This is a genomic window from Streptomyces sp. RFCAC02 (assembly GCF_004193175.1).
Lineage (GTDB): Bacteria > Actinomycetota > Actinomycetes > Streptomycetales > Streptomycetaceae > Streptomyces.
In genome coordinates, this window is record NZ_SAUH01000001.1 from 1,902,329 (window position 1) to 1,924,636 (window position 22,308).

Annotated in this window: 20 protein-coding genes and 2 tRNA genes; 4 read left to right on the forward strand and 18 right to left on the reverse strand. The window is 72.5% G+C overall.

The features are described 5' to 3' along the window. Position 1: 1 nt before the first annotated feature. The 6 genes from mreC to EMA09_RS08710 all read right to left on the reverse strand — a co-directional run bounded on the left by mreC (position 2) and on the right by EMA09_RS08710 (position 7,739). Positions 2 to 1,120: a rod shape-determining protein MreC gene (mreC, locus tag EMA09_RS08685; RefSeq protein ID WP_129840483.1), complete on the reverse strand. Its 1,119-nt coding sequence runs from the start codon at positions 1,118 to 1,120 to the stop codon at positions 2 to 4. A 123-nt stretch (positions 1,121 to 1,243) separates the two neighbouring features. Next, complete coding sequence (locus EMA09_RS08690) at positions 1,244 to 2,263, reverse strand: rod shape-determining protein (protein WP_129840485.1); 1,020 nt, start codon at positions 2,261 to 2,263, stop codon at positions 1,244 to 1,246. Positions 2,264 to 2,615: 352 nt separating this feature from the next. Then, positions 2,616 to 3,029 carry a nucleoside-diphosphate kinase gene (gene ndk / locus EMA09_RS08695; protein ID WP_129840487.1) on the reverse strand — a complete coding sequence of 138 codons (414 nt, stop codon included), beginning with the start codon at positions 3,027 to 3,029 and terminating at the stop codon, positions 2,616 to 2,618. 112 nt (positions 3,030 to 3,141) lie between these two features. Next, the gene (locus tag EMA09_RS08700) at positions 3,142 to 3,477 is read right to left on the reverse strand and encodes a DUF4233 domain-containing protein (RefSeq protein ID WP_129840489.1); all 336 of its coding nucleotides are present in this window, start codon (positions 3,475 to 3,477) and stop codon (positions 3,142 to 3,144) included. Further along, entirely contained in the window at positions 3,477 to 5,000 is a 1,524-nt protein-coding gene (locus tag EMA09_RS08705; protein ID WP_129840491.1) for a folylpolyglutamate synthase/dihydrofolate synthase family protein, read from the reverse strand. The genes EMA09_RS08700 and EMA09_RS08705 overlap by 1 nt, the downstream gene beginning before the upstream one ends. A gap of 111 nt (positions 5,001 to 5,111) precedes the next feature. Further along, a complete protein-coding gene (locus tag EMA09_RS08710; RefSeq protein ID WP_129840493.1) occupies positions 5,112 to 7,739 on the reverse strand; it encodes a valine--tRNA ligase in 2,628 nt (875 codons plus the stop codon). A 234-nt stretch (positions 7,740 to 7,973) separates the two neighbouring features. On the opposite strand from EMA09_RS08710, the gene EMA09_RS08715 reads away from it, so the two are divergent. Further along, positions 7,974 to 9,026, forward strand: coding sequence for a hypothetical protein (locus EMA09_RS08715; RefSeq protein WP_129840495.1), 1,053 nt, complete (start codon positions 7,974 to 7,976; stop codon positions 9,024 to 9,026). A gap of 67 nt (positions 9,027 to 9,093) precedes the next feature. Here the strand turns inward: EMA09_RS08715 and clpX are convergent, their stop codons facing one another. The 5 genes from clpX to EMA09_RS08740 all read right to left on the reverse strand — a co-directional run bounded on the left by clpX (position 9,094) and on the right by EMA09_RS08740 (position 13,729). Further along, entirely contained in the window at positions 9,094 to 10,401 is a 1,308-nt protein-coding gene (clpX, locus tag EMA09_RS08720) for an ATP-dependent Clp protease ATP-binding subunit ClpX (protein ID WP_129840497.1), read from the reverse strand. A 185-nt stretch (positions 10,402 to 10,586) separates the two neighbouring features. Further along, a complete protein-coding gene (locus EMA09_RS08725; RefSeq protein WP_129840499.1) occupies positions 10,587 to 11,237 on the reverse strand; it encodes an ATP-dependent Clp protease proteolytic subunit in 651 nt (216 codons plus the stop codon). Positions 11,238 to 11,295: 58 nt separating this feature from the next. Further along, a complete protein-coding gene (locus EMA09_RS08730; protein WP_129843917.1) occupies positions 11,296 to 11,898 on the reverse strand; it encodes an ATP-dependent Clp protease proteolytic subunit in 603 nt (200 codons plus the stop codon). 232 nt (positions 11,899 to 12,130) lie between these two features. After that, positions 12,131 to 13,546 carry a trigger factor gene (gene tig / locus EMA09_RS08735; protein ID WP_129840501.1) on the reverse strand — a complete coding sequence of 472 codons (1,416 nt, stop codon included), beginning with the start codon at positions 13,544 to 13,546 and terminating at the stop codon, positions 12,131 to 12,133. Between the two features lie 106 nt (positions 13,547 to 13,652). Continuing rightward, positions 13,653 to 13,729, reverse strand: a tRNA-Pro gene (locus tag EMA09_RS08740). Between the two features lie 131 nt (positions 13,730 to 13,860). Between EMA09_RS08740 and EMA09_RS08745 the strand changes: the two genes are divergently transcribed. Next, positions 13,861 to 13,931, forward strand: a tRNA-Gly gene (locus EMA09_RS08745). Between the two features lie 104 nt (positions 13,932 to 14,035). On the opposite strand, the gene EMA09_RS08750 is transcribed toward EMA09_RS08745, so the two are convergent. Further along, entirely contained in the window at positions 14,036 to 14,245 is a 210-nt protein-coding gene (locus EMA09_RS08750; protein ID WP_129840503.1) for a hypothetical protein, read from the reverse strand. 474 nt (positions 14,246 to 14,719) lie between these two features. Between EMA09_RS08750 and EMA09_RS08755 the strand changes: the two genes are divergently transcribed. After that, a complete protein-coding gene (locus EMA09_RS08755; RefSeq protein WP_129840505.1) occupies positions 14,720 to 15,868 on the forward strand; it encodes an acyltransferase family protein in 1,149 nt (382 codons plus the stop codon). Positions 15,869 to 15,876: 8 nt separating this feature from the next. Here EMA09_RS08755 and EMA09_RS08760 read toward each other — a convergent pair whose 3' ends face one another. After that, on the reverse strand, positions 15,877 to 16,644 hold the full coding sequence (locus tag EMA09_RS08760; RefSeq protein ID WP_129840507.1) for a M23 family metallopeptidase: 768 nt from the start codon (positions 16,642 to 16,644) through the stop codon (positions 15,877 to 15,879). 176 nt (positions 16,645 to 16,820) lie between these two features. After that, entirely contained in the window at positions 16,821 to 17,975 is a 1,155-nt protein-coding gene (locus EMA09_RS08765; protein ID WP_129840509.1) for a PP2C family protein-serine/threonine phosphatase, read from the reverse strand. Positions 17,976 to 18,089: 114 nt separating this feature from the next. Between EMA09_RS08765 and EMA09_RS08770 the strand changes: the two genes are divergently transcribed. After that, positions 18,090 to 19,319: a GNAT family N-acetyltransferase gene (locus tag EMA09_RS08770; protein ID WP_129840511.1), complete on the forward strand. Its 1,230-nt coding sequence runs from the start codon at positions 18,090 to 18,092 to the stop codon at positions 19,317 to 19,319. 46 nt (positions 19,320 to 19,365) lie between these two features. On the opposite strand, the gene EMA09_RS08775 is transcribed toward EMA09_RS08770, so the two are convergent. The 4 genes from EMA09_RS08775 to EMA09_RS08790 form a co-directional block, all read right to left on the reverse strand. Then, positions 19,366 to 20,103 (reverse strand): ALF repeat-containing protein, encoded by a 738-nt coding sequence (locus EMA09_RS08775; protein ID WP_129840513.1) that lies wholly within the window; start codon positions 20,101 to 20,103, stop codon positions 19,366 to 19,368. A gap of 176 nt (positions 20,104 to 20,279) precedes the next feature. Beyond that, on the reverse strand, positions 20,280 to 21,110 hold the full coding sequence (locus EMA09_RS08780) for a DNA-formamidopyrimidine glycosylase family protein (protein ID WP_129840515.1): 831 nt from the start codon (positions 21,108 to 21,110) through the stop codon (positions 20,280 to 20,282). Between the two features lie 7 nt (positions 21,111 to 21,117). Then, positions 21,118 to 21,597 (reverse strand): ribose-5-phosphate isomerase, encoded by a 480-nt coding sequence (locus EMA09_RS08785; protein WP_129840517.1) that lies wholly within the window; start codon positions 21,595 to 21,597, stop codon positions 21,118 to 21,120. Positions 21,598 to 21,610: 13 nt separating this feature from the next. Further along, the gene (locus EMA09_RS08790) at positions 21,611 to 22,186 is read right to left on the reverse strand and encodes a biotin transporter BioY (RefSeq protein WP_129840519.1); all 576 of its coding nucleotides are present in this window, start codon (positions 22,184 to 22,186) and stop codon (positions 21,611 to 21,613) included. Positions 22,187 to 22,308 lie beyond the last annotated feature (122 nt).

The window sequence follows — 22,308 nt, forward strand, 5'->3', positions numbered from 1 at the left end:
GTCACTCCGTGGGGGCTTCGTCGGCGGCGTCCTGGCCGGCCTGCGGCTGCTGCTCGGCGGGTGGTTCGCCCGGCGGGAGGCCGGCGCCCGGCGGTGCGTCGGCGGGCTGCTCGCCGGCGGGGACGTCCTCGTCGTCCAGCGGCGGCACGCCCTCCTGCTGGTCCTGGCCGGCCTCCTGCCCGCCGTCCTCGCCCGCATCGGCGCCCGCGTCACCGGCGTCGCCCTCGGCGGGCGCGCTCCGGTTCTGCGGCTCGTCCTCGGGGCGCGGCGGGAGGACGGAGTCGCGCGGGTTGTCGCGCGGCGGCTCGACGACGACGCCCACCAGGTCGAGCTGGGTGAACGACACGTAGGGCTTGACGCGCACCGTGCGGGTGAGGTCGCCCGCCGTGCGGTCCACGCTCACGACCTCGCCGACCGGGACCCCGGGGACGAACGGCTTGTTGTCGTCCGAGCCGAAGGTGACCATCCGGTCGCCCTCCTCGACCCGCGCCTGCTGGTTGAGGAGCTGGACCTCCAGCTCGTTGTCGCCGCGTCCGGTGGCGAAGCCCAGCTCGTCGCTGCCCTCCAGGCGCGTGCCGACGGTGAAGCCGGGGTCGTTCGCGAGGAGCACGGTGGCGGTGCCGGCGGCGACGGTGGTGACCCGGCCGACGAGACCGTCGCCGTTCAGGACCGTCATGTCGCGGGTGATGCCGTCGTCGGTGCCGGCGTCGATCGTGACCGTCCAGGAGAAGCCCTGCGCGGCGCCGATCGCGATGACCTGCGCGCCGACGATGCCGTACTGCCCGGCGCCGGCCGTCTGCAGGAGGTCGTCGAGCTGCTCCATGCGCGAATCGCGGTAGGCGTCGGACCCGAGCTGCTGGCGCAGCTCGGCGTTCTCGCGCTCCAGCTCGCTGATCCGGTCGTGCCGGTCACCGGATTCGCGGATGGCCTCGACGGCGTTGGCGACCGGGTCGACGGCGCCCGACACCGCCTCCTCGACGGGCCCGAACAGGGAGGCCGCTGCCTCCCTGGGGCCGTCGAGCGGGGAGTCGTCCCCGCCCCGGATGTCCACCGAGATCAGCGCGAACGCGATGGCGACCAACAGGACGAGAAGCAGCCGGCTCTCTCGGGTGTCCCTCACTGGCGGCGGCCGTGCCTTTCTGCAGGGGTCGGGTTGTGCGTGGTCCGGCGGACGGCGCCGGCTGGTCCGCCGCGCGGCCCGGCGCCGCCGCGCGCGCGGACGGGGCGCGCGCGGACGCCGGGGTCAGCGCCGGGGCTGGGCGTCCAGCACCTGCTGGAGCGCCTCGAACTCCTCGACGCACTTGCCGGAACCGAGCGCCACCGAGTCCAGCGGATCCTCGGCGATGTGGATCGGCATGCCGGTCTCGCGGCGCAGCCGCTCGTCCAGGCCGCGCAGCAGCGCGCCGCCGCCGGTCAGGACGATGCCCCGGTCCATGACGTCGCCCGACAGCTCCGGCGGGCACTTGTCCAGGGTGGTCTTGACCGCGTCCACGATGGCGTTGACCGGCTCCTCCATGGCCTTGCGGACCTCGGCGGAGGAGATCACCACGGTCTTCGGCAGGCCGCTGACGAGGTCGCGGCCACGGATCTCGGTGTGCTCGTCGGCGTCCAGGTCGAACGCGGAGCCGATCGTGATCTTGATGCTCTCGGCGGTCCGCTCACCGAGGAGGAGGCTGTACTCCTTCTTGATGTGCTGGATGATCGCGTTGTCCAGCTCGTCGCCGGCGACCCGGATCGACTGCGCCGTCACGATGCCGCCGAGCGAGATCACGGCCACCTCGGTGGTGCCGCCGCCGATGTCCACGACCATGTTGCCGGTCGCCTCGTGGACGGGCAGCCCCGAGCCGATCGCCGCGGCCATCGGCTCCTCGATGATGTGCACCTGGCGGGCGCCGGCCTGGGTGGACGCCTCGATGACCGCACGGCGCTCCACACCGGTGATGCCGGAGGGCACGCACACCACCACGCGCGGACGCGCGAGATAACGCCGCTTGTGGATTTTCAGAATGAAGTAGCGGAGCATCCGCTCGGTGATCTCGAAGTCGGCGATGACGCCGTCCTTCAGGGGACGGACCGCCACGATGTTGCCGGGGGTCCGGCCGATCATCTTCTTCGCCTCGGCGCCGACCGCCAGAATGCCGCCGGTGTTGGTGTTGATGGCGACGACGGACGGCTCGTTGAGAACAATCCCGCGACCTCTGACGTACACCAGCGTGTTGGCCGTCCCGAGGTCAACTGCCATGTCACGACCGATGAACGACATATTGTTCGCCATAGGGATGCATCTGGCCCTTCCAGGCTGGAGCGATGTGTGCGGGGAGATCGGCCGGGGTGCGATGAACGGAGCGCCGGGCGCGCCCTCCCGCACGCGGGGGGAGGATCGCGGTGCCGTCCATGGTATCCACCGCCGGTCGAACACGGAGCGCCGGAGCGCCGCTTTCGCCATTGTCGGCGGAACCCGGTCCGCCCTCCGTCATGGTGACGTGGTGTTCGGGTGACGGGTTCCGTCGTTCGACTCTACCGACCGGAATGGCCGACCGCTTTCAGGTGACCGGGCGTGGCGCACGGAAGTGCCTGATGCCGGGTCAGCCGCGATCAGGCGCGGTCAATCCCGCTCAGCCCAGCTCGGGAAAGAAGATCTTCAGCTCGCGTTCGGCGGACTCCTCCGAATCCGACGCGTGAATGAGATTCTCCCGGACGATCGTCCCGTAATCCCCCCGAATGGAGCCGGGCCCGGCGGCGATCGGGTCCGTCGGACCGGCGAGCGCGCGGACGCCCTCGATCACCCGCTCGCCCGCCACGACCAGCGCGACGCTGGGGCCCGAGGACATGAACTCGATCAGCGGCTCGTAGAACGGGCGCCCCACGTGCTCCGCGTAGTGGGTCTCCAGGGTGGCGCGGTCCAGTGTGCGCAGCTCCAGCGCGGTGATCCGCCACCCCGCCTTGCGCTCGATCCGGCCGATGATCTCGCCGACGAGTCCTCTGCCGACCGCGTCGGGCTTCAGCAGGACAAGGGTGCGCTGGCTCATTCGGACCGCTCCTGGATAAAGATGATCGTGGCGGAGGAGCCAGAGTACCCGCCCGGCGCGCGGGTGTTCGCACAGGGGCGGCGGGCGGCCCCGCCCGGGGGCCGCCCGGCGGTCAGACCGCGGCGGCCGCGCGGGCCGCCTTCAGGGCGTCCACGCGCCGCCCGAAGTGGATGGAGGCCCACCACAGCCCCGCGAAGACCGCGCCGAGGCCGAACATCACCGGCAGCACGAAGCCGGACGCGATCAGGCCCACCTGGAGGACCCAGCCCAGCTCGACGCCGCCGCGCCGCGTGATCATGCCGCACAGCAGCAGCGACAGCGCCATCGCGACACCGCTGACGGTCCACAGCGTGGAGTCCGAGACGTCGGTCAGCCGGGAGGCGACGAGCCCCGCGAGACCGATGACGATGAACTCCCCGATGAGCGTACTGGCGCAGAGGGTGCGCATCAGCGGTTCCTTCCGAGCAGCAGCCGGGCCTCCCCGACCGTGATGATGGATCCGGTCACCAGGACTCCGGCGCCGGCGTACTCGCCCTCCTCCTCGGCGAGCGCGACGGCCGCCTCCAGGGCGTCGTCGAGACGGGGCTCGACCTGCACCCGCTCCTCGCCGAACACCTCGACGGCGACGGCGGCGAGCGCGTCGGCGTCCATGGCGCGGTGGGCGGAGTTCTCCGTGATGACGACCTCGGTCAGGACCGGCTCGAACGCTTCCAGCAGCCCGCGCACGTCCTTGCCGGCGCTGGCGCCGACCACGCCGACGAGCCGGCTGAAGCCGAACGCCTCGGTGACGGCCGCCGCGGCGGCCGTGGCGCCGCCCGGGTTGTGCGCGCCGTCGAGGATGACGGTGGGGCTGGTGCGGACGACCTCGAGACGCCCCGGCGAGGTGACCGAGGCGAACGCCGACCGGACGATGTCGGCGTCCAGCGGCCCGGGCGCGCGGCCCTCGCCGACCCCGAAGAACGCCTCGACCGCCGCCAGGGCGACGGCGGCGTTGTGCGCCATGTGCTCGCCGTACAGGGGGAGGAAGACGTCCGTGTAGTCGCCGCCGAGGCCGCGCAGCGTCAGGAGCTGCCCGCCGACGGCGACCTCCCGCGCGACGACGCCGAACTCCAGGCCCTCGCGGGCCACGGTGGCGTCCACCTCCACGGCCCGCCGCAGCACCACGGACGCGGCCTCCACGGGCTGCTGGGCCAGGACCACGCGGGCGTCGGGCTTGATGATGCCGGACTTCTCGACGGCGATCTTCGCGGGCGTGTCGCCGAGCCGCTCGGTGTGGTCGAGCGAGATGGGGGTGATGACGGCGACCTGGGCGTCGATCACGTTGGTGGCGTCCCAGGTGCCGCCCATGCCGACCTCGACGATCGCGACGTCCACCGGCGCGTCGGCGAAGGCGGCGTACGCCATGCCGGTCATCACCTCGAAGAAGGACAGCCGGTAGTCCTGCCGGGCGTCGACCAGGTCGACATACGGCTTGATGTCCTCGTAGGCGGCGACGAACCGCTCCGCCGGGATCGGCGCCCCGTCCAGGCTGATCCGCTCGGTGATGGACTGGACGTGCGGGCTGCTGTACCGGCCGGTGCGCAGGTCGAAGGCGGCGAGCAGCGCCTCGATCATCCGGCCGGTGCTGGTCTTGCCGTTCGTCCCGGTGATGTGGATCGACGGGTAGGAGCGCTGCGGCTCGCCGAGCACGTCCATCAGGGCCTGGATGCGGATCACGGACGGGTCGAGCTTGGTCTCCGGCCAGCGTGTGGCCAGCTCCGCCTCGACCTCGCGCAGCGCCCGGTCCACGGCGGGATCGGCCGGGCGGGCGGGCAGGTCGTCGACACGCTGCGCGCCCGACTGCGCGCGCAGCGTGCGACTGCCCGCCTCGATCACGGCCAGGTCCGGGTCGCGGTCGCGCTCGGCGGCCACGATCTCCTCGAACGGATCGCCCGGCGCCTGCTCCTCGTCCGGTTCGGGACTGTCACTCACTGGATCTTCCGTTCGCCTTCTGCCCTTCACGGAGCCGGCCGCCCCGTACGGGGTCAGTCTACGGAGGACCTCCGACAGTCCGCTTCGGCCGCCCCCGCACCGGCCGTCCCGCTATGGGAGCCGTGCGAGCTGTGCGCCGATTCGGGCGATGTCCTCCTCGGCCGCGGCGCGGCGGCCGCGGATCTTGTCCACCACGTGCTCGGGCGCCTTGGCGAGGAACGCCTCGTTGCCCAGCTTGGCGGACGTCTGCGCCAGCTCCTTCTCGGCGGCGGCCAGGTCCTTGGTGAGCCGCTTGCGCTCCGCCTCGAAGTCGATCGCGCCCGACAGGTCGAGGGTCACGGTGGCACCCGCCACGGGCAGGGTGGCCGTGGCCGAGAACCCCTCCCCCGGCTCCTGGAGGCGCAGCAGGGCGCGCACGGCCGGCTCGTGCGCCGCGAGGCCGGTGCCGGACAGGTCGAGCGCGGCGGGGACGCGCTGGCCGGGCTGGAGGCCCTGGTCCGCGCGGAACCTGCGGACCTCGGTGACGAGCTGCCGCACGGCGGCCAGCTCCTCCTCCGCGGCCCGGTCGCGGAACCCCGTGTCGGCCGGCCAGGCGGCGACGACGACCGACTCGCCGCCGGTGAGTGTCGTCCACAGCTCGTCGGTGACGAACGGCATCAGCGGGTGCAGCAGCCGCAGCGTCACGTCGAGCACCTCGCCGAGGACACGGCGCGCGACCTCGGCGGACCGGCCGCCGGCGGCGAACGTCGTCTTGGACAGCTCGACGTACCAGTCGAAGACCTCGTCCCACGCGAAGTGGAACAGGGCGTCGCTCAGCTTGGCGAACTGGTAGTCGTCGTAGTGGGCGTCGGCCTCGGCGACGACCGCGTTCAGCCGGGACAGGATCCACCGGTCGGCCGCCGTCATCTCGCCCGGTTCCGGCAGGTCGCCCTCGACGGTGGCGCCGTTGATGAGGGCGAAGCGGGTGGCGTTCCACACCTTGTTGGCGAAGTTGCGGGACGCCTGGACCCAGTCCTCGCCGATCGGCACGTCCACGCCGGGGTTGGCGCCCCGGGCGAGGGTGAACCGGACGGCGTCCGATCCGTAGGTGTCCATCCAGTCGAGGGGATCGACCGCGTTCCCGAAGGACTTGGACATCTTCTTGCCGAACTGGTCGCGGACCATGCCGTGCAGCACGATCGTGCGGAAGGGCGGCGTGCCGTCCATCGCGTACAGGCCGAACATCATCATCCGGGCGACCCAGAAGAACAGGATGTCGTAGCCGGTGACGAGGACCGAGTTCGGATAGAACTTCTCGACGCTCGGTGTGCGGTCCGGCCAGCCGAGCGTGGAGAACGGCCACAGGCCGGACGAGAACCAGGTGTCGAGCACGTCGCCGTCCTGGTGCCAGCCCTCGCCCGCCGGCGGCTCCTCGTCCGGGCCGACGCAGCGCACCTCGCCGTCCGGCCCGTACCAGACGGGGATGCGGTGGCCCCACCACAACTGCCGGGAGATGCACCAGTCGTGGAGGTTGTCGACCCACTCGAAGTAGCGGGAGGACATCTCCTTCGGGTGGATGGTGACGCTGCCGTCGCGCACGGCGTCACCGGCGGCCTTCGCGAGCGGCGCGACCTTCACCCACCACTGCATCGACAGGCGCGGCTCGACCGTGGTGCGGCAGCGGGAGCAGTGCCCGACGGAGTGCTGGTAGGGCCGCTTCTCCGCGACGATCCTGCCCTCCGCGCGCAGCGCGGCGACGACGGCGCTCCTGGCCTCCAGCCGGTCCATGCCGAGGAACGGGCCGTGCACGGTGATGGCCGCGTTCTCGTCCATGACGGTGAGCTGCGGCAGGTCGTGCCGGCGGCCGATCTCGAAGTCGTTCGGGTCGTGGGCGGGGGTCACCTTGACCGCGCCGGTGCCGAACTCGGGGTCCACGTGCGCGTCGGCGACGACCGGGATGGTGCGGTCGGTCAGCGGCAGCTTGATCCGGCGCCCGACGAGGTGCTTGTACCGCTCGTCGTCGGGGTGGACGGCGACGGCGGTGTCGCCGAGCATCGTCTCGGCGCGGGTGGTGGCCACGACGAGCGAGTCCTCGCCGTCGCCGTAGCGGATGGAGACGAGTTCGCCGTCGTCGTCCTGGTACTCGACCTCGATGTCGGAGATCGCCGTCAGACAGCGCGGGCACCAGTTGATGATGCGCTCGGCGCGGTAGATCAGGCCGTCGTCGTAGAGGCGCTTGAAGATCTCGCGGACCGCGCGGGAGAGGCCCTCGTCCATCGTGAAGCGCTCGCGCTCCCAGTCCACGCCGTCGCCGAGGCGCCGCATCTGCCCGGAGATCCGGCCGCCGGACTCGGCCTTCCACTGCCAGACGCGCTCGACGAACGCCGCACGGCCCAGGTCGTGGCGGGACAGGCCCTCCTTGGCCAGCTCGCGCTCGACGCGGTTCTGCGTGGCGATGCCCGCGTGGTCCATGCCCGGCTGCCACAGCGTCTCGAAGCCCTGCATGCGCTTGCGGCGGGTGAGGGCGTCGATCAGCGTGTGCTCGAAGGCGTGGCCCAGGTGCAGGCTGCCGGTGACGTTCGGCGGCGGGATGACGATCGTGTACGGCGGCTTGTCGCTCGCGGCGTCGGCGCTGAAGTAACCGCGGTCCACCCAGCGCTCGTACAGCTTCCCCTCTACGTCGGCCGGCGTGTACTGCGTCGGCAGATCGGCGGGACTGCTGCTGTGCCCGGAGGCGGGCGGCTGAGTGTTCTCGGTCACGGCCCCAGTCTACGAGGCGGTGTGTACCGGGTTCGAACCAGTTCTGACGCGACGGGTCGGCGGGGAAGCGGGTCGTGACCGAGGATGAACGGTGGGGCGGCGTCGCCGGCCCGCCTCCGGCACACGGCCGGAGCGGCGGGGTGGGGTGCCGCCGGGGCGCAGGTCAGATGTACATACGCGCATCCTGTCCGACAGGATGTGCGCAGCAGCCAGCAGGCTTGTGAGGGGAGACGCATGAGTCACAACCAGCCGGGTCCCTACGGGCAGTACCCTCCGCAGGGTCCGCCGCCCGGGCAGCCCGGCCCGTACGGAGCGCCGCAGGGGGGCGGTTACGGCCAGCCCGCCGGTCCCAACCCCTACAGCGGCGGCGGGGGCTCCCCCGCCTACGGCTACCCGCAGCAGCCGGCCCCGCCCGGACCGCCGTCCGGCGGGTACCCGGGCCAGCCCGGTCAGCCGGGCCAGCCGGGCGCGTACGCGGCGCCGGGGCAGCCCGCGCCCTACGGGCAGCCGGGGCCGTACGGTCAGCCGCCGTACGGCGGCGGGATGCCGCCCGCGGGCGGCGGCGGGCGCGGCGGCAGGAACGCCGGGCTCCTGATCGGCGCGGCCGTGGTCGTCGCCGCCCTGGTGGCCGGCGGCATCGTCCTGTTCGGCGGCTCGGACGACGAGGGCGGCGGTGGCGGCGTCGACTACAGCAGCGACGTCGCGTACCGGCTGGAGCTGCCGGAGACGCAGGGCGACTTCACGCTCACCGCCCCGGCGCAGAACACGAGCGACGCCGACCCGGAGCGACTCGCCGAGATGGGCCTGCAGAACGCCCAGGGCACGCAGGCGACCTACATGGCCGGTATCAGCGTGGCGGAGGCCGAGGACCTGCAGGGTCCCGACCAGCTCGGCGACCAGGAGGTGACCGTCCTGTTCGTGGCCGGTCTGTGGGGCGCCGTGGACGATCCGGCGACGTCGGTGGACGCGCTGTTCGCCTACGGGGCGAGCCAGGGCGGGGACATCACGCTGCTCGGCGAGCCGCAGGAGGTCTCCCCCGACGGGGCGGACGGCGCGGTCATGAAGTGCCAGTACGCCGAGACGCAGGACCAGTTCCTCGAGGGCCAGACCGTGCAGGTGCCGGTGTGCGCGTGGGCGGACGACAGCACACTCGGCTTCATCGTGGCGCAGCGGATGAACGGCCAGGGCGACGTGGAGGTCTCCGTGGAGGAGGCGGCGCAGCTCTCGGCCGACATGCGGGCGGCCTCATTGGTGCCCGACGAGGGCGGCAGCGGCACCGACGCGTAGTAACGGCGGGGCGGCTTCCCGGGCCGGGGGGAGGCCCGGAAGTCTCCCCGTCCGGCCGGCGCCGGGGTCAGGCCGTCTTCTCCTGCGGGGTGGTGCCGCTGCCGGAACCGCGCTGCTTGGCGAGCCGGGACCGCGGGACGAGCGTCGGGTTCACGTGGGAGCGGACGACGTCCTCCGTGATGACGACCTGGCCGACGTCCTGGCGGGACGGGACCTCGTACATCACGGACATCAGCACCTCCTCCATGATCGCCCGCAGCCCGCGCGCGCCGGTGCGGCGCAGGATCGCCTGGTCCGCGATGGCCTCCAGGGCCGGGCGGTCGAACTCCAGCTCCACGCCGTCCAGCTCGAACAGGCGCTGGTACTGCTTGACGAGCGCGTTGCGCGGCTCGACGAGGATGCGCAGCAGGGCCTCGCGGTCCAGGTTGTGCACGGAGGTGATGACCGGCAGCCGCCCGATGAACTCGGGGATCATGCCGTACTTCACGAGGTCCTCGGGCAGCACGTCCGCGAGGAGCTCGGCCGCGTCCCGGTCGCGCTTGGAGCGGATGTCGGCGCCGAAGCCGATCCCGCGCGCGCCGGACCTGGCCCGGATGATGTCGTCGAGGCCGGCGAAGGCGCCGCCCACGATGAACAGGACGTTCGACGTGTCGATCTGCAGGAACTCCTGGTGCGGGTGCTTGCGCCCGCCCTGCGGCGGCACGGCCGCCGTGGTGCCCTCCAGGATCTTCAGCAGGGCCTGCTGGACGCCCTCCCCGGAGACGTCGCGGGTGATCGACGGGTTCTCGCTCTTGCGGGCGACCTTGTCGATCTCGTCGATGTAGATGATCCCCTGCTCGGCCTTCTTGATGTCGTAGTCGGCCGCCTGGATGAGCTTGAGGAGGATGTTCTCCACGTCCTCGCCGACGTAGCCGGCCTCGGTGAGGGCCGTGGCGTCGGTGATGGCGAAGGGGACGTTCAGCATCCTGGCGAGCGTCTGCGCCAGCAGGGTCTTGCCCGAGCCGGTGGGGCCGAGCAGGAGGATGTTCGACTTGGCGATCTCGATGACCTCGTCACGCGAGCCCGCCGCGTCGGCCTCGCTGGCCCGCACGCGCTTGTAGTGGTTGTAGACGGCGACGGACAGCGCCTTCTTCGCGCTCTCCTGGCCGACGACGTAGCTCTCCAGGAAGTCGTAGATCTCGCGCGGCTTGGGCAGCTCGCTCAACTCGGAGTCGGGCGACTCGGCGAGCTCCTCCTCGATGATCTCGTTGCACAGGTCGATGCACTCGTCGCAGATGTAGACCCCCGGACCCGCGATGAGCTTCTTCACCTGTTTCTGGCTCTTGCCGCAGAACGAGCACTTGAGCAGATCGCCGCCATCACCGATGCGTGCCACGAGGTGCTTCCCCTTCGCCTGCGCACCGCCGGGGAGACGGTGCACTGATGCTTTCCGAAGACGACGGTACCTTGTTGCCCCGGGGAGGTGGCCCCCCTTGACGGGAATACCCCTGTGTGGGGCCTTCTCCGCCAAAGGGGGCGGCAGTGGTACCGGTGGTGCTGGGTCGTGCTGTGGTGCGTCCCTCAGACCGCGACCGACGAACGCGTCGTGATGATCTGGTCGATCAGGCCGTACTCGACGGCCTCCTCCGCGGTGAGGATCTTGTCGCGCTCGATGTCGTCCCGGATCTGCTCGATCGGCTGGGTGGAGTGCTTCGCCAGCATCTGCTCGAGCTGCGTCCGCATGCGCTGGACCTCGCGTGCGGCGATCTCCAGGTCCGACACCTGACCGCGTCCCGTCTCACTGTACGGCTGGTGGATGAGGACGCGGGCGTTCGGCAGCGCGGTGCGCTTGCCGCGGGTGCCGGCCGCGAGCAGGACGGCGGCGGCGGAGGCCGCCTGGCCCATGCACACGGTCTGCACGTCCGGCTTGACGAACTCCATCGTGTCGTAGATGGCCGTCAGGGCCGTGAAGGAGCCGCCGGGGCTGTTGATGTAGATCTGGATGTCGCGGTCCGGGTCCATCGACTCCAGGCACAGGAGCTGGGCCATCACGTCGTTGGCCGAGGCGTCGTCGATCTGGACGCCGAGGAAGATGATCCGTTCCTCGAAGAGCTTCGCGTACGGGTCGTACTCGCGCACACCCTGCGAGGTGCGCTCGATGAAGCGCGGCACGACGTAACGGGACTCGGCCGGGAGACGCTCGTAGAGGCCGGAGCCGGGGAAGGTGTTCATCTGGTGGGTACCGCCTTGGGTATGGGCTTCGGTGACGACTGCGCTGAAGGGCGGGTGCTCAGGCGCCCGTGCCGCCGCCGCCCGCGATGTCCGCGGCACTGGTGATGACACGGTCGAGCAGGCCGTACTGCTGGGCCTCCTCGGCGCTGAACCAGCGGTCCCGGTCGGCGTCCCGCTCCCACTGCTCCTCGCTCACACCGGAGTGCAGCGCGGACAGCTTCGCCATCTTGCGCTTGGTGCGCAGGAGCTGCTCGGCGTGGATCTTGATGTCCGTGGCGGAACCGGCGAGTCCGGCGGAGGGCTGGTGGATCAGGATCTCCGCGTTCGGCAGCGCGTAGCGCTTGCCGGGGGCACCCGCCGTGAGCAGGAACTGGCCCATGGAGGCGGCGAGGCCCATGGCGATGGTGACCACGTCGTTCTTGACGTACTGCATGGTGTCGTAGATCGCCATGCCCGCCGAGATCGAGCCGCCGGGGCTGTTGATGTAGAGGAAGATGTCCTTGTCCGGGTCGGCCGCCAGCAGGAGGAGCTGGGCCGTGATCCGGTTGGCGATATCGTCGTCCACGGGCTGCCCCAGGAAGATGATGCGCTCGTCGAGCAGCCGGTTGTAGACCTGATCGCCGAGGCCACTGGTCACGGGTTCCGCCATGGCGGAAGGCATCGAGAGCGTCACGTGTCCACCTGCTCATTCTCGGACGGCCGGCGGATGTTCCACCCGGCCGTCTGTCGGCTTCTGGGTTGTATCTACGGACCCTAACGCGCGGTGCCGACAGACCCCTCCCGGCCAGGGAACTGTTCGCTGTCAGCGCAGGTACCGGCGGGGCCGCCCCCGCCCGGAACGCGCGGACGGGCCCGCGCGGGGCGCGGACCCGTCCCAGCCGGTGCGTACCGGCTCAGTCCTTGTCGGCGCTCTCGCCGGCGCCGGCCTCCGCGGCCGTCTCGGCGGCGTCGGCGGTGGCGTCCGCCTCGGCGGTCTCGTCGGCCTGGGCGTCCTCCTCCTCGTCGTCGAGGCGGACCGGCTCACCGTTGCTGTCCTTGACGGTGGCGGACTCCACGACGACGGCGAGCGCCTTGCCGCGCCTGACCTCGTCCATGAGGACCGGGACCTGGCCGCCCTCGACGATCGCCTTCGCGAACTGGTCGGGCGACATGCCGGACGCCTGGGCGCGGCGCACGAGGTGCTCGGTCAGCTCGGCCTGCTCGACGGTCAGCTCCTCGGAGCGGGCGATCTGGTCCAGGACGAACTGCGTCCTGATGCCCTTCTCGGCCTGCTCGCGCAGCTCGGCGTCGAACTCCTCGGCGGTCTTCTCCTGGAGCTTCAGGTAGGCGTCGAAGTCCATGCCGAGCTGGGGGAGCTGGTGGTGCTCCAGGTTGTGCTTGCGGGTCTCGATCTCGTCGGCGAGGAGCTTCTCGGGGATCGGGACCTCGGTCTGCTCCAGCAGGGCGTCGAGGACCTTCTCCTGCGCCTCGGTGGCCTGCTGGTACTTCTTGTCGTCGGCGAGCCGGCGGCGGCTGTCGGCGCGCAGCTCGTCCAGCGTGTCGAACTCGCTGGCGAGCTGGGCGAACTCGTCGTCCAGCTCGGGGAGCTCGCGGGCGGAGACGGTCTCCACGGAGACGGTCACCTCGGCGTCGCGGCCGGCCGCGGAGCCGCCCTTGAGGGCGCTCGTGAACGTGGCCTCGCCGCCGGCCTCCAGGCCGGTCACGGCCTCGTCGAGGCCGTCGAGCATCTGGCCGGAGCCGATGACGTAGGTGACGCCCTCGGCGACCCCGTCGGGCACGATCTCGCCGTCGACACGGGCCTGCAGGTCGATCTTGACGACATCGCCGTCGGCGGCGGCGCGCTCGACGGCGGTGGTGGTGGCGAAGCGGTCGCGCAGGCGGCCCAGGGCCTCCTCCACGTCCTCGTCGGCGACCTCGACCGCGTCGACCGTGACCTCGATGCCGCCGAAGTCCGGGATCGTCAGCTCGGGGCGGATGTCCACCTCTGCGGTGAAGGTGAGCAGCTCGTTGTCGCGCAGCTCGGTGATGTCGACCTCGGGCCGGCCCAGCGGCTGGATGTCACCCTCGGTGACGGCGTCGTTGTAGAACTTCGGGAGCGCCTCGCTGACCGCCTCCTCCAGCACCGCGCCGCGCCCGAAGCGCTGGTCGATGATGCGGGCGGGGATCTTCCCCTTGCGGAAGCCGGGGACCGACACCTGCTGGTTGATCTTCCGGTACGCCGCGTCGAGGCTGGGCTTGAGTTCCTCGAAGGGCACCTCGACAGTGAGCCGAACCCTGGTGGGGTTCAGGGTCTCCACGGCGCTCTTCACGGTCGGTCTCCTTGGGGCTGACGGTTGCGGTTCCTGGTTGCGATTCCCTGGAGGCGCCCCGTATACGGACACACCACAGGCGCGCAGGCAGGCCACTCATACTACGTGGTCGGGGTGGCCGGATTCGAACCGACGACCTTCCGCTCCCAAAGCGGACGCGCTACCAAGCTGCGCCACACCCCGTCCGGCTCACGATTGCGACACGTAGCGTACAGGCCCGGGCGCGGTGCGGTGGGCCCGGCCCCGGTGCGGGGGCGCTGGTAGAGTACGCACCGCGCGTCCGACCCCTGCGTGATGGGGACGACGGGCGCTCCGCGGGCGTAGCTCAATGGTAGAGCCCTGGTCTTCCAAACCAGCTACGCGGGTTCGATTCCCGTCGCCCGCTCCGATCCGCCCTCCGTGGCCCGGCTCCCCTTCGGGGGCCGGGCCACGTGCCGTTGCGGGCCGTGTGTGCAGGGAGCGGGCGGGTGGCGCGCCGGAGGGAGCGGGTCAGTCGCCGTTGAGGGAGTCGTCGACGGAGTTGACGCCCTCGGTGATGGACTCCAGGAAGTTGTTTATGGGGTCGGCGGCGCCCGTGGAGGCGAGGGAGAACCCGAAGAGGATGGCCACGATGGCGGGACCCCACTTGAGGCCGCCGCTCCTGATCATGAAGAACAGGATCACTCCGAACAGGAGCGCCAGAGAGAACTGGATAACCACAACTGATCACACCTTACGGGAGGTTCGCCTCTGCTCCGTCAACCAGCTTGACCACGACCGCCGCAGCCCCGCAGGCACCATCGTGCCATCAACTACGCCTCCCGTGGAGAGCGGTGACGCTCCGTCCACCACGCTCCGGCCAACCTCGGGCCGTCCGCGGGCACTTCTTTCCCGTTACCCCTCCGTTAACCACAGCGCGCGCCGCACCCGCCTTATCCGGGGCGCACGCGGGGCGCGATCAATTCACCGCCAGACGGAACCGAAAGCGTATTCCCCGGGGAACCCGGTCGTACTCCCACCGGCTTCCGGGCCGTCCTTACGCCCCTTTTAACCCTGTCGAAACGCCACAAGACGGACAGCGGAGGCGGCCGAATCCATCAATCCGTCGCGCATCGCACCCGGGATCTCCATAAACCCGCCGCCTTTACGGGGCGCTGATTTACTGACGCCCATCGAGGCGCTATCGTGCGGACAATGTTGCACGTCCGTAATCAACACGCCGCGCCGTCCGGGACGAGTGTCACGACGGCCGGGCCCCCACCTGCTGTCGCGGACGACGGAGCGCCGGCACCCCGGCGCGCGGAGCGCGCCCCCTTCTTCGACAACGCCAAATACCTGGCCATCGTGCTGGTCGCGATCGGCCATGTCTGGACGCCGCTGCGGGACGACTCCCGCACCGTCGCGGCCCTCTATGCCTTCGTCTTCACCTTCCACATGCCGGCGTTCATCCTGATCGCCGGCTACTTCTCGCGGAACTTCACCGGCCGGCCCGACCAGTTGAAGCGGCTGGTCACCGGGGTGGCCGTGCCCTACCTGGTGTTCGAGGTGCTGTACATCCTCTTCGCCCGCGCCGGGTGGGGCGGGGACGATCCGGACCGGCCGATCAGCCTGCTGGAGCCGTACTACCTCACCTGGTTCCTGGTGGCGCTGTTCATCTGGCGGCTCACTTCGCCGATCTGGCGCCTCGTGCGCTGGCCGGTTCCCGTCTCCCTCGTCATCGCCGCCATCGCGTCGGTGTCGCCGCATTTCGGCAATGACCTCAACATTCAGCGGGTTCTGCAGTTTCTGCCGTTCTTCGTCCTCGGGCTGCGGATGCGGCCGGAACACTTCGCCCGTATGCGGCGCCCCGAGGTGCGCGCGGCGGCCGTGCCGGTGCTGCTCGCCGCGTTCGCGATCGCGTACTGGTCCGTGCCGCGGCTCGACCAGAGCTGGCTCTACCGCACCAACGCCGCCCAGGAGATGGGCGAGCCGGGCTGGGTCGGCGTCGTGGCGACGTTCGCCCTCTTCGGCGCCGGCCTGCTGCTGACCGTGGCGTTCCTGTCGCTCGTCCCCACCGGGCACACCTGGTTCACGGCCCTCGGCGCCGGCACGATCTACGGCTACCTGCTGCACGGCTTCCTCATCAAGGGGTCGCGCTGGTGGGACTGGTACGCGCCGGCGTGGGTCACCTCCCCCGGCGGCCTGGTCGCGCTCACGGTGATCGGCGCGGTCGGGGTCACCCTGCTGTGCACCGCGCCGGTGCGCCGGGCGCTGCGGTTCCTCGTCGAGCCGCGGATGGACTGGGCGTTCCGGCACCAGCGGGGCGCGTCGCGCAGCGCGCGCCCGGTGAACGCCGGCGGCTGACCGGCCGGTCACACCGTGACGCCGTGTCCGGCGAGATAGGCCACGGGGTCCACGTCCGTCCCGTACGCGCGGCCGGCCCTCACCTCGAAGTGGAGGTGGGGGCCTGTCGTGTTGCCGGTGTTGCCGGACGCGCCGATCGTCGTGCCGCCGGTGACGCGGCGGCCGGTCGTGACGGCGATCTCCGACAGGTGCGCGTAGAGGGTGTAGTGGCCGTCGTCCATGGCGACCATGACGGCATTGCCGTAGTCGCCGGAGTACTCGGCGAGGATCACGGTGCCGGGGCCGACGGCGTGCACCGGGGTCCCCACGGGGGTGACGAAGTCCACGCCGGTGTGGTGGCCCGCGGCCCAGTCGCCCGGCGTCCCGTACGAGGCGGAGACGGCGTAGCCGGTGACCGGGGCCGCCCACTCCCCGGCCCCGCCGCCCGCCGGGCGGGCCGGCGCCGCCGGCGCGGGGGCGAGCGGCGGGAAGGGCGGGAAGAACGCGTGGCCGCCGGGCGGGGTCCCGGGGAAGCCGTGCACGGCGGGGCCGTTCGTCAGGGCGGGGGCCGTCAGGAAGGGGGACGCGAGGGGCGGGGCCGTGAGGGGCGCGGGCGGGCCGTGGGGCACGGTGCGCCGGACTGCGGCGTTGTCCTCGACCACGCCGGCCGCCCGCACGGTCCCGGAGTCGTCGGCCGTGGCCCACACCCCCGCGGTGACGAGGGCGGTCCCTGCGAGTGCGGCGCACAGGGCACGGCGGGACGGTGCGGTGCGACGGCGCGTCAGGCTGCGGCTCATGACTCCGAGCCAAGGCCAGTCGCGGGCGCGGCGCATCCGCCGGGCCGCCGTGGCGGGGGCCGTTCGGCGGACAGCGGCGGCACCGCAGCGCGGCGCCGCGGAGGCCGTCGGCCCTGTTCACGACGGGCGTGCCGGGCACCGGGGCGGGCGGTTCCCCGAACCGCCCCGCCGGGTGATCACTCGCGGCAGATCAGCAGCAGGGCGCGGTCGTCGTTCACATCGCGGGCGACGGCCTCGACGAGGTGCCAGGCGGTCCCCCGGAAGCCGGTCGTGACGTAGCGGTCGGCCTCGCCGGTGAGCCGGTCGATGCCCTCGGCGAGGTCGCTGCCCGGCCGCTCGACGAGGCCGTCGGTGTAGAGCATCAGCACGTCGCCCGGGCGCAGCGTGCCCTTGGCCGGGAGGAACTCGGCCTCGTCCCAGACGCCGAGCAGCGGCCCCTCGGCGGCTATCTCGTGCCAGCGGCCGGTGCCGGCGGAGAGCTGCACGCCCGGGAGGTGGCCGGCGGAGAGCAGTTCGTACGCGCCGCTGTCGAGGTCGAGGACGAGGTGGACGGCGGTCGCGAAGCCCTCGTCCCAGTTCTGGCGCAGCAGGTAGCCGTTGGCGGCGGGCAGGAAGGCGTGCGGGGTGAGGGAGCCGAGGAGGCCGCCGAAGGCGCTGGAGAGGAGCAGGGCGCGGGACGCGGCGTCCATGCCCTTGCCGGACACGTCCGCGAGGACGACCTCCAGCACGCGCCCCTCGGGGCCGGTGCGGGCCGCCACGACGAAGTCGCCCGAGAACGACTGGCCGCCGGCGGGGCGCAGCGACAGGTCGGTGTACCAGCCCGCCGGGAGGGCGGGCAGCGCGCTCTGGGCGCTGATGCGTTCCCGCAGGTCGAAGAGCATGGTGCCGCCGCGCCGCCACGGGACGCCGACGCGGCTGCGGAACTGCGCCGTCAGCAGCCCGGTGAGAGCGACGGCGGCCACCACGAGGATGGTGCCGGGCGTGACGGAGCCGGGGTCGCGCGCACCGGGGTCGTCGGCGGCCGTGCCGAGCACGAGGACCCCGGCGGTGACGGCGTACAGGCCCAGCAGGCTCGCCGGGCGCAGCAGGAGGCCGCCCGCGACGAGCGGGAGGGCGAGGGACTCGGGCGGGCACCAGTCGGGCCAGGCGAGGGAGGTGCCGCCGAGGAGGGGGACGAGCAGCAGCAGCGCGGTGAGGGCGGGTACGTCGGAGCCGCTGCCGCGGAAGGAGTCGACGGCGGACCGGCGCAGTCGGACGCGGGCGCGGTGGAACGCCCTGCGCGCCCGGTGGGCGCCGCTCGCCCCGGGTCGGGTGTCGCTGCCGCGTGCCATGACCTGGGACCCTATCCAGCACCCGGGCGGCGCGTCGAACCCCTGTGGGGAACCGGCCGGCGGGCGCGGGAAAAGGGATCGCCGCAGGTACGGGCGTCTGTTAGGGATGCTCGTATGACTATTGCGTTGCGGCGGGTTGCCGAGCACGAGTGGGACACCGTGTACGAGGCGGTGAGCTGGGCCTTCGGCGGCCTCTTCGAACCGGCGGCGGAGCGGGCGGCGTGGCGCGGCGTCACGGATCTGGAGCGCGCGTTCGCGCTGTGGGACGGGGACGCGGTCGTCGGCTCGTTCACCTCGCTGCCGTTCCGCCTGTCCGTACCGGGCGGCGCGCTCGTGCCGACGGCCGGGGTGAGCATGGTGCACGTGGCGTCCACGCACCGGCGGCAGGGGCTGCTGCGGCGCATGATGCGGCACGGCCTTGACCGCGCGCGGGAGGCGGGCGAGCCGCTCGCGGTGCTGACGGCGTCCGAGCCCGCGATCTACGGGCGGTTCGGCTTCGGCGTCGCGGCGTACGCGCTGCAGGCGGAGATCGACACGGCCCGGGTCGGGGTGCGGGTGCCACCGGGCGCCGACGACGTGCGGCTGAGCGTGACCTCGCCGCACGAGGCGGCGCCGCGGTGCGAGGAGCTGTACACGCGGCTCGTCCCGACGCGTCCCGGCATGCCGGCGCGGCAGCCGGGCTGGACGGAGAAGATCCTGCTCGACCCGCCGGAGAGCCGGGGCGGCGCGTCGGCGACCCGCTGCCTGCTCGCGGAGCGGGACGGCGAGCTGCTCGGGTACGCCCGCTACGCGCTGCGGCCCCGGTGGACCGCGACCGTGCCGGACGGGACGGTGATCGTGCGGGACCTGGACGCGGTGGAGCCGGCGGCGTACGCGGCGATGCTGCGGTTCCTCACGCGGATCGACCTGACGTCGCGCGTGCAGCTCGGGATGCGGCCGGTGGACGACCCGCTGGTGCACCTGCTGACGGACGTGCGGCGCTCGGAGCTGCGGACGCTCGACCGCCTGTACGCGCGCCCGGTGGACGTGGCGGCGGCGCTGGCGGCGCGGACGTACGCGGCGGATGTGGACGTGGTCCTCGATGTGACGGACGGGTTCTGCGGCTGGAACGAGGGCCGCTGGCGGCTGAGCGGCGGCCCGGGCGGCGCGCGGTGCGAGCGGACGTCGGATCCGGCCGACCTGGCCCTGCCGGCCGGTGCGCTGGGCGCGGCGTACCTGGGCGGCACGTCGCTGGCGGCGCTCGCGGCCGCCGGTCTGGTGCGGGAGGTACGGGCCGGGGCGCTGGCCGCGGCGGCGACCGCGTTCGCCTGGCCGGTGGCGCCGTGGCTGCCGCACGGCTTCTGACCGGGCGCCCCGGCCGGAGCGCGGTGCTCCGGCCGGGCGGTGCCGGTCAGACCTCGTACTGACCGGTCTCCCAGAAGGCCCGCAGTGCCTCGGGGGAGCCGTCGTCCAGCGCCGCCTCGGCGGCCGCGCGCAGGGCGTCGCCGATGGTGGGGTCGGCGAGCAGCCGGAAGATGGCCACGCTGTCGTCCTCCGCCCGCGCAGGCACGAACTCCGTCTCCCAGAAGGCCCGCAGCGCCTCCGGTGAGCCGTCGTCCAGCGCCGCCTCCCCGGCCGCGCGCACCGCCCTGCCGGTGTCAGGATCGGCGAACAGCCGGAAAATGGCCACGCTGTCGTCCTCCGCCCGCGCAGGCACGAACTCCGTCTCCCAGAAGGCCCGCAGCGCCTCCGGTGAGCCGTCGTCCAGCGCCGCCTCCCCCGCCTCCCGGACCGCCCTGCCGGTGTCGGGATCGGCGAACAGCCGGAAGATGGCCACGCTGTCGTCCTCCGCCTGAGCGGTCACGATTCCCGTCGCCAGGAAGTACCGCATGTCGTCGGGGGTGCCGTCCAGCGCCTCCGTCGCCTCGCGCCGCACGCCCGTGCCGGTGTCCGGGTCGTCGAGCACACGCTGGATCTCCGCCCGCAGTTCCTCCTCCGTCATCGAGTCGTAGGGGGAGTCCGTTGCTTCGGCCGCCGGCGCCGCGACCTGCGCGGTGGCCGCCTCGGCGGCGAGGGACGGCGTGGAGAGGATCAGGACGGGGGCCAGCGCGCCCACCGCGACCGTCAGCGCCGCGCGGGTCAGTGCCATGCGGGAACCTGCCTTCTGTACGGGCCTTCCGGGCACCCCGTCCGGCCGGCTTGGCTGCCGGAATCAGGAGGTGCCCCCTTGCGGAGACCATCATCCGGCGGCGGCCGGCGGAGATCATTGCCTGTTCCCGGCAGAGTTCAGCGCCCGTTCACTTCCGTCGCGGCGTACCCGGTGCCTCAGGTGCGGGGCGGGTCCCGGCGGTGCTGGCAGGTGGGGCACCAGAAGAGGTTCCGCGCGGCGAGGGGGGCCGTCCGCACGGCGTCGCCGCAGACGAGGCACGGCATGGCGGTCCTGCGGTAGACGTACACCTCGCCGCCGTGGTCGTCCACGCGCGGCGGGCGGCCCATGGCCTCGGGGGTGTGCTCGGGGCGCACGGTGTCGATGCGGCCGAGCCGTACGCCCTCCCGCATCAGCGCGACCAGGTCGTGCCACAGGGCGTCCCACTCCCGCCGGGTCAGGTCGCGGCCGGGCCGGTACGGATCGATCCCGTTGCGGAAGAGGACCTCGGCGCGGTAGACGTTCCCCGCGCCCGCGACGACCTTCTGGTCCATCAGCAGGGCGGCGACCGGGGTGCGGGAGGCGCTGACGCGGCGCCAGGCCCGGTCGGGGTCGGCGTCGGGCCGCAGCGGGTCGGGGCCGAGCCGGTCCTCGACGGCGGCCTTCTCCGCGTCCGTGACGAGCGCGCAGGCGGTGGGGCCGCGCAGTTCGGCGTGGCGGGCGTCGTTCCACAGGCGCAGGCGGATCTGTCCCTCGGGCGGGGGCGGCGGCCCGGCGCCGAAGCGGACCTTGCCGTACAGGCCGAGGTGGATGTGCACCCAGCCGACGCCGTCCCAGCCGAGGAAGAGGTGCTTGCCGACCGCATCGGCCGAGGTCAGCGGCCGGCCGTCGACCAGGGCCGCGCCGCCGGCGAACCGGCCCTGCGGGCTGTCCGCCCGGACCGGCCGCCCGCCGCCGAAGGCGTGTCCGTACTCGGCGGCGAGGCGGTGGATGGTGTGGCCCTCGGGCATGCCCGGGTCAGTCCCCCTCGCCGGGGAGGGCGGGCAGGGTGCCGTCCGTCTCGTAGGCGGTCAGCATGGCGATGCGCCGCGTGTGCCGGGCGGCACCCGAGTACGGGGTGGCGAGGAACGCGGCGACGAACGAGGTCGCCTCGTCCGCCGTGTGCATGCGGGAGCCGAGGGCGACGACGTTGGCGTTGTTGTGCTCGCGGCCGAGGCGGGCCGTCTCCTCGCTCCAGGCGAGGGCGCAGCGGACGCCGGCGACCTTGTTGGCCGCGATGGCCTCGCCGTTGCCCGAGCCGCCGATGACGATGCCAAGCGAGCCGGGCTCCTGGGCGGTCGCCTCGGCGGCACGCAGGCAGAACGGCGGGTAGTCGTCCTCGGGGTCGAAGACGAACGGACCGCAGTCCACGGGCTCGTGTCCGTGGCTCTTCAGCCACTCGACGAGGTGGGCCTTCAGCTCGTGGCCTGCGTGGTCGGAACCGAGATAGACGCGCATGGACCCGAGTCTGTCACGGCCGCCGGCCGGCCAGTCGCCAGGCCGCCGGAAGGGCGCCCATGGCCAGGGCCGCCTTGAGCGCGTCGCCGATGAGGAACGGCACCAGGCCCGTCGCCGCGGCCTCGGACAGGCTCATGCCGGTCTCCAGCGCGAGCCACGGGACGCCGCAGCCGTAGGTGACCGCCATGCCGACCACCATGGTGCCGGCGGTGCGCGGGACCGTGCGGTCGCCGCCCCTGCGGGCCAGCGCGCCGACGGCGGCCGCGGCCAGCGTCATGCCGACGATGTAGCCGAACGTGGCGCCGCCCGCGCCGGAGGTGCCGCCCTGGAACCAGGGGACGCCGGCCATGCCCACGAGGGCGTACACCACCATCGACAGCAGGCCGCGGCCCGCGCCGAGGGATGCGCCGACCAGCAGTGCGGCGAACGTCTGCCCGGTCACGGGGACGGGCGAGCCCGGTACGGGCAGGGTCAGCTGGGCGGCGATCCCGGTGAGGACCGCGCCGCCGACGACCAGCGCCGCGTCGCGCACGCGCGCACGGGGCGCGGTGGCCGCGGGGAGCAGATCGGCCAGGACGGCTGTGCTCATGGACGACTCCAGGGGGGACGGTGCGGACTTGGTGTCACCGTGACGCTATCCGAACGGGCGGGGGCTCCATACGTGCGGTTTGCGACAAGACGAGGAGGTCCGCGCGGGAGGTTCACCACACC

What these genes read in the sequence shown, in the direction of transcription:
- EMA09_RS08715 (WP_129840495.1), top strand. Translation starts at nt 7,974, where the DNA reads ATGAGTCACAACCAGCCGGGTCCCTACGGGCAGTACCCTCCGCAGGGT.
- EMA09_RS08780 (WP_129840515.1), bottom strand. Translation starts at nt 21,110, where the DNA reads ATGCCCGAGGGCCACACCATCCACCGCCTCGCCGCCGAGTACGGACAC.
- EMA09_RS08700 (WP_129840489.1), bottom strand. Translation starts at nt 3,477, where the DNA reads ATGCGCACCCTCTGCGCCAGTACGCTCATCGGGGAGTTCATCGTCATC.
- EMA09_RS08770 (WP_129840511.1), top strand. Translation starts at nt 18,090, where the DNA reads ATGACTATTGCGTTGCGGCGGGTTGCCGAGCACGAGTGGGACACCGTG.
- EMA09_RS08755 (WP_129840505.1), top strand. Translation starts at nt 14,720, where the DNA reads ATGTTGCACGTCCGTAATCAACACGCCGCGCCGTCCGGGACGAGTGTC.
- EMA09_RS08785 (WP_129840517.1), bottom strand. Translation starts at nt 21,597, where the DNA reads ATGCGCGTCTATCTCGGTTCCGACCACGCAGGCCACGAGCTGAAGGCC.
- EMA09_RS08730 (WP_129843917.1), bottom strand. Translation starts at nt 11,898, where the DNA reads ATGCCTTCCGCCATGGCGGAACCCGTGACCAGTGGCCTCGGCGATCAG.
- EMA09_RS08725 (WP_129840499.1), bottom strand. Translation starts at nt 11,237, where the DNA reads ATGAACACCTTCCCCGGCTCCGGCCTCTACGAGCGTCTCCCGGCCGAG.
- EMA09_RS08790 (WP_129840519.1), bottom strand. Translation starts at nt 22,186, where the DNA reads ATGAGCACAGCCGTCCTGGCCGATCTGCTCCCCGCGGCCACCGCGCCC.
- EMA09_RS08765 (WP_129840509.1), bottom strand. Translation starts at nt 17,975, where the DNA reads ATGGCACGCGGCAGCGACACCCGACCCGGGGCGAGCGGCGCCCACCGG.
- EMA09_RS08760 (WP_129840507.1), bottom strand. Translation starts at nt 16,644, where the DNA reads ATGAGCCGCAGCCTGACGCGCCGTCGCACCGCACCGTCCCGCCGTGCC.
- EMA09_RS08690 (WP_129840485.1), bottom strand. Translation starts at nt 2,263, where the DNA reads ATGTCGTTCATCGGTCGTGACATGGCAGTTGACCTCGGGACGGCCAAC.
- ndk (WP_129840487.1), bottom strand. Translation starts at nt 3,029, where the DNA reads ATGAGCCAGCGCACCCTTGTCCTGCTGAAGCCCGACGCGGTCGGCAGA.
- EMA09_RS08775 (WP_129840513.1), bottom strand. Translation starts at nt 20,103, where the DNA reads ATGGCACTGACCCGCGCGGCGCTGACGGTCGCGGTGGGCGCGCTGGCC.